Consider the following 5183-nt stretch of genomic DNA (forward strand, 5'->3'; position numbering starts at 1 on the left):
ATTTAATACTGTTCAATATCTTAACTGCAATGCAGCTAACCCGGAAACAGAATGTAAAAGGTATACGGATTTACTGGACCAATACCCGGTTGATATCGCTTGTATAGGTATTGGCGAAAACACGCATTTAGCCTTTAACGACCCACATGTAGCTGATTTTAATGATCAAAAAGCAGTAAAAATTGTTGACCTGGATTTGGAATGCAGGCAGCAACAGGTTAATGATGGTTGTTTTGGCAGCATTGACGAGGTACCAACACATGCTTTAACTTTAACCATCCCGTCTTTATATAAAGCTACATATGTTTATTGTATAGTTCCGGACGAAAAAAAGGCCAATGCGGTGTATCATACTTTAAATGAAAGTATAAGCGAAAAGTATCCTTCTACTGTTTTACGGAGTCATCCTAATGCCATACTGTTTATAGATGAAAAAAGCAGCTCACTTATTTAAAATAGTAAGATGTGCAGAATTGTGAACTTAGTATTAATTTACATAAATTATTGAAAAGCGTAAATGAAGAAAGATGGCGGTATAGAATTATCTGGTGTGAAGGAAATAGCCCGCAGAGCAAATGTCTCGATTGCTACGGTTGACAGGGTTATTCACAACAGATCAGGCGTATCTGAAAAAACCAAGAATAATATATTGGCAATAATTAAAGATCTGGATTATCAGCCTAATATTTTAGCCAGAAGACTTGCTTCAAAAAAACTACTTCATTTTGCGATTCTAATACCTGCAATTTCCCAGGAAACTGAGTTTTGGAAAGCGCCGTTGAGTGGAATTGAGCAGGCGGAATCAGAAATAAAGCCATACGGAATAAAAATTGAAAAGTACTTTTTTGACCAAAATGATAAAAGCACGTTTATAAAGCAAACTAAAAAAATACTCAAAAGCGAAGTTGATGGTATTTTATTGGCACCATCTTTTATTGATGAGTCTTTAGAGTTTACCAAAGTATGTCAGTATTTTAAAATCCCATACGTTTTCATCAACTCCGATATTCCCAATCAGGATAGTCTTTGTTACATAGGGCCCGATTTGTTTCAAAGCGGTTATTTAAGTGCCCATCTTACTAATTATGCCGTTGATAAAAATGGTAAAATACTGATCATCAATATATCCAAAGAAATGGATAATTACCATCACCTTTTAAGAAAAGAAGAAAGTTTCAAAGCCTATTTTCGGGATAATCATAAAAATAATGAAATTATAAAAGCCGATATCAGGCAAACAGATTATCAATCTGTTGTAACAAAGCTTAAGGAACTATTGACAATTCATCAGGATGTAAAGGCAATTTTTGTAACCAATTCAAGAGTATCGTCTGTAGCCCGGTTTTTAGAAGAATCTGAAATTAAGGGTATCTTATTAATTGGCTATGATTTTCTGAACGAAAATATTGAATATCTTAAAAAAGGCGTAATAGATTTTCTTATCTGTCAAAAACCACAAGAGCAGGGATATAAAGGTATAATGGCACTTTACCAGAATTTGGTATTAAATACTGCTGTAGATAAGGCTTATTTTATGCCAATTGACATTATTACCCGAGAGAATTATAAATTTTATAGGAATTAGCTTTATTAGCTGATTTATCTGTGAACTTATTTAATAAAATTACGGGTACGTACACAATATTGAATTATATTTAAAATATGAATATAAGGATAAAAAAGGCTATCGCGGTTGAAGCAGCATCTCTAAGTGAAAGGGAAACTTTTATMTCCATGCTCATTGTAGCTGTGTTGTTTTTTATATTTGGTTTTGTTACCTGGGTCAACTCCATTTTAATCCCATATTTTAAAATAGCCTGCCAATTATCCAACTTTCAATCCTATCTGGTAGCTTTTGCTTTTTACATCTCTTACTTTATCATGTCGGTCCCGTCATCGTACTTACTTAAAACTATAGGATTTAAGCGGGGCATAATGCTTGGTCTTTGGATTATGGCTGTAGGGGCCTTTATTTTTATACCCGCGGCCTTAAGCCGCACCTATGAAACTTTTTTGTTTGGACTTTTTACTATTGGAACAGGGCTGGCTATTTTACAGTCTGCCGCCAATCCTTATGTTACCGTTCTGGGTTCAAAGGATAAGGCGGCTAAGCGTATCAGTATTATGGGGATATGTAATAAAAGCGCCGGGATACTTGCGCCTTTATTATTTGCAAGTGTAGTGCTTAAAGTTACTGATAGTGAACTATTTAAACAGCTGCCGTTGATGGATGCCCAGCAAAGAAATGAAGCACTTGACTCCCTGATAAGAAGAGTAATAGTTCCTTACGCGTTTATGGGGCTACTGCTGCTGGGTTTAGGAGTTTTTATACGTTACTCCCCATTGCCTGAAATTGATACAGAGCACGAAAGTTCAGAGCTGGCTCATGTCAATTCAGGGAAAAAGAATATTTTTCAGTTTCCGCACCTGATATTAGGGGCCCTGGCAATTTTTCTTCATGTAGGTACACAAGTGATCGCTATTGATACCATCATAGGGTATGCAAACTCTATGCATATAACATTGATGGAGGCCAAGGTTTTTCCATCATATACTTTATTTGCAACCATTTGCGGCTATCTGATAGGTATTGTGCTTGTTCCCCGTTATATCAGCCAGGTAAATATACTCAGAGTGTGTACCATGTTAGGCACAATATTCACCTTGCTGATTGTTTTTACACAAGGTAAAGTAAGCCTGCTGGGACATGTTGCAGACATATCAATATGGTTTATAGTTTTATTGGGGTTAGCGAACTCCATGATATGGGCAGGGATATGGCCGCTGGCACTTAGTGATCTTGGGCGATTTACCAAGCTGGGGGCGTCGGTCATGATCATGGGCTTGTGTGGAAGCGCTATTCTGCCGCTTGCATATGGCCATTTTGCTGATTTATTTGATGTTAAAAAGGCCTATTGGGTATTATTCCCTTGCTATCTGTACCTGGTGTTTTATGCCTTTTACGGTCACAAAACCAGGAGCTGGTCTTTATCAAATTAAAAGAACTATTACTCAGCTCATACTGTGAGGTAGCGCATAATGCTAAATAATTATTTACTGCCCTGGGGGATATTTTGATACCGTATTAAACTATGTAAGATTAAATAACAAATAATATGAAAAAATTATTTCCATTTTTATTTCTCCTGATTAATTTAAATGTTGCGCTTGCTCAAACTAATCCAATGGCTGAGGAGCCATTTCCTGTACGCGGTTTTCATCTCGACTTAAGGATACAGGTAATGAAAATGGATGCTCTTAAAAGCTTCGTTTTAAAGCTCAGCAAAGCAGGGATCAATACCCTGATCATGGAGTGGGAAGGTACTTATCCTTTTGAAAAACACCCGCTGATACCTAACCGATATGCTTATACTAAACAAGAGGTAGTATCTTTTATAAAATACTGCAACGGCCTTGGGGTTGATGTTATCCCATTACAACAAAGTTTTGGCCATGTGGAGTACATTTTACGTAATGAACGCTATAAATCATTGCGCGAGGATAAAAAGGATTATTCACAGGTTTGTCCGCTGGAAGCCGAGGGGGATAAGGCACTATTTACTGATCTGTACAGGGAATTAGCATCTACACATACTTCCAAATACATCCATATAGGGGGAGATGAAACGTATTTATTAGGGCATGATGAAAAATGCAGGTTGAAAGCAGAGCAGGAAGGAAAATCCAAGTTATATACCGATTATATTAAAATGCTGTGTGATATTGTCATGAAGATGGGTAAGGTACCGGTTTTGTGGGCTGATATCGCATTGAAATACCCGGATGCCATTAAGTCGCTCCCGAAAGGGACTGTTTTTGTTGACTGGAACTATGGCTGGGATCTGAACCACTTTGGGAATCATCAAAAATTAATGGAAAGCGGTTTTGAAATTTGGGGAGCCCCAAGTTTAAGGTCAAGTCCTGATAATTACAATTTAACGCAATGGGATAAGCATTTTAAAAACATCCGGGATTTTATTCCAGTATCACAGAAGCTGGGTTATAAAGGTATTGTCATGACTTCGTGGTCAACCTCAGGTGTTTACTCTTCCCTTTTTGAATCAGAAGCTGATCTTGCCGAATTATATGCGATCAGACATGTATATCCACTTTCTGGTTTTAATATCCTGATAGATGCTTTTACTGAAGAGTTAAAATCCGGACAAACTTTTGATATAGATGGTTTTGTACAGAAATATTGCAAAGATCATTTTGGGTTTAACAAAGCACAGGCATCAGATTTTTGGGGTGCATTAAAAACCACACCTTATGAAGTTAAACAAGGTGAAGTAATATCACCTGTCCCTATGAGTTTACCGCAATTACTGGATARTAATAGCGTAGCTGTTAAAACCTTATATACATTAAGCCCGGTAAAAAACAAGCAGGAATTTGAACACTTTAAGCTGATGGCCGATATCCGCAATTATTATTTGCGTTACCAGGTTATTGAAAAACAGGCAAATGACACAACTTTTAATGATACCCAAAAAGTTGTTGCGATTAATCAGCTGAAAGAGTTACTGGTAGCTTCAAAGGATTTGGACAAGCGCTTCAATGAATTGAATAAAGATTTTTTAAACCCATCAGCAATAGCAGATGAAAACCAATTAAGAAACAGGAAAGTAATTAATTTATACAACCGCCTGGCCAGAAATAAATAGGGGGGAATCAAAAAATTATTCACCCTAATTATGAAACATATAAATATCCCGTTAGTACAATCTGTTAATTACGATTCCAGTATTAAAGATGTTTCCATATTATTGGACACATTACCTAAACACTATATCGACAATGAACTTTGGTCTGAATTTAAAAGTAATTGCGAAACCAGCTTTTCTATTGCACACTGCGGTTCCGCCATTTTGCTGAAGTATTATGTTAATGAAGATGTAATTAAATCTACTATGTTTAAAACCAATGACCCTGTTCACAAGGACAATTGTGTGGAGTTTTTTATTTCATTTGGTGCCGAAAAAGAATACTATAATATAGAAATGAACTGTTTAGGCATTTGCTTTATGGGGTATGGGGTTGATAGGGCCAGCAGAGAGATACTGCCCGAAGCTATAATTAATAAGATCAGGAGGGGAGTATTAATAAGATCAGCAGAAGAACCCGCAGGAACAAAATTTGAATGGCAAATAACCCTGGTTATACCCATGGAGGTGTTTACCTAT

At 36.6% G+C, this 5183-nt stretch carries 5 protein-coding genes; all 5 read left to right on the forward strand.

Annotation, left to right across the window (positions count from 1 at the left end):
- The coding region (locus AC1DRQ_RS29300) for a 6-phosphogluconolactonase (protein WP_477429331.1) at positions 1–454 on the forward strand (454 nt) is incomplete at its 5' end.
- A gap of 63 nt (positions 455–517) precedes the next feature.
- On the forward strand, positions 518–1585 hold the full coding sequence (locus AC1DRQ_RS29305; protein ID WP_477429333.1) for a LacI family DNA-binding transcriptional regulator: 1068 nt from the start codon (positions 518–520) through the stop codon (positions 1583–1585).
- 77 nt (positions 1586–1662) lie between these two features.
- Entirely contained in the window at positions 1663–3000 is a 1338-nt protein-coding gene (locus AC1DRQ_RS29310) for a sugar MFS transporter (protein ID WP_477429335.1), read from the forward strand.
- A 116-nt stretch (positions 3001–3116) separates the two neighbouring features.
- Complete coding sequence (locus AC1DRQ_RS29315) at positions 3117–4664, forward strand: beta-N-acetylhexosaminidase (RefSeq protein WP_477429337.1); 1548 nt, start codon at positions 3117–3119, stop codon at positions 4662–4664.
- A 30-nt stretch (positions 4665–4694) separates the two neighbouring features.
- The coding region (locus tag AC1DRQ_RS29320; protein WP_477429339.1) for a carbohydrate-binding family 9-like protein at positions 4695–5183 on the forward strand (489 nt) is incomplete at its 3' end.

The organism is Mucilaginibacter sp. P4_E8 (assembly GCF_056401495.1).

Coding starts and splice junctions, on each gene's coding strand:
- AC1DRQ_RS29305 (WP_477429333.1), top strand. CDS start 518: ATGAAGAAAGATGGCGGTATAGAATTATCTGGTGTGAAGGAAATAGCC.